This window comes from Oleiphilus sp. HI0128 (assembly GCF_001635365.1).
In genome coordinates, this window is the sequence record NZ_LWGG01001344.1 from 1 (window position 1) to 735 (window position 735).

Here is a 735-nt window from a genome sequence, read left to right on the forward strand (position 1 = left end):
TTAATAAAGATGCCCTCTATCCCGGAATGCGTTTCGCCTACTTGCATCGAGACTGGCAGGATTATGATCGACTAAAATTCGAGATCTACTCTGAAGCACCAGAGACGCTAAATGCCGTGCTGCGAATTCATGATATGAAACACCAGAATCAATATCATGATCGCTTCAAGACTAGAGTACGTATTGCTCAAGGTCTGAATCAATACAGTATTCCCTTAGATAAGGTTCGTGATGGCTTACAGACCAGAAAAATGGAAATGGGACAGGTTGTAGATCTGATGCTTTATATGTATAAGCCGAAGCAGGAGTTGACGGTTTACATTGATAATATTCGTTTAGAATCTGATTAATTCCTTACCCAAACTCTAGCGCAAGAAAATCAGAGAAGCCATACGACCCGAGACTTGGCCATCACGGCGAAAAGAATAGAAGTGTTGGTTTTCAAGAAAGGTGCAATGCGTGCCGCCATAAATCGCGCTGACTCCAATGGCTTTTAGCTCAATCCGGGCAAGTAGGTATAAATCTGCCAACCATTTTCCTGGTTCCTTTCCCGGGATAAAGGCTTGAGCGGCTTCGGGGTCTTTGTTACAAAATGCTGTATAGACATCGTCGCCAACTTCAAATGCCTTTTGGCTGATTGCCGGGCCAAGCCAGGCAATTACTTCATTGGGTGAGTCAAAGCTTTCTACAGTCTTAGTTAGGATGCCAGAAGCTAAGCCTCGCCAACCCGCATGT

General features: G+C 44.5%; 2 protein-coding genes. One reads left to right on the plus strand and one right to left on the minus strand.

The features are described from left to right. Nucleotides 1–350: hypothetical protein (locus A3763_RS29085; protein ID WP_197483047.1), on the plus strand; the 350-nt coding region annotated here is incomplete at its 5' end. A gap of 15 nt (nucleotides 351–365) precedes the next feature. Here A3763_RS29085 and A3763_RS22395 read toward each other — a convergent pair. Beyond that, nucleotides 366–735: polyphenol oxidase family protein (locus A3763_RS22395; protein ID WP_197483048.1), on the minus strand; the 370-nt coding region annotated here is incomplete at its 5' end.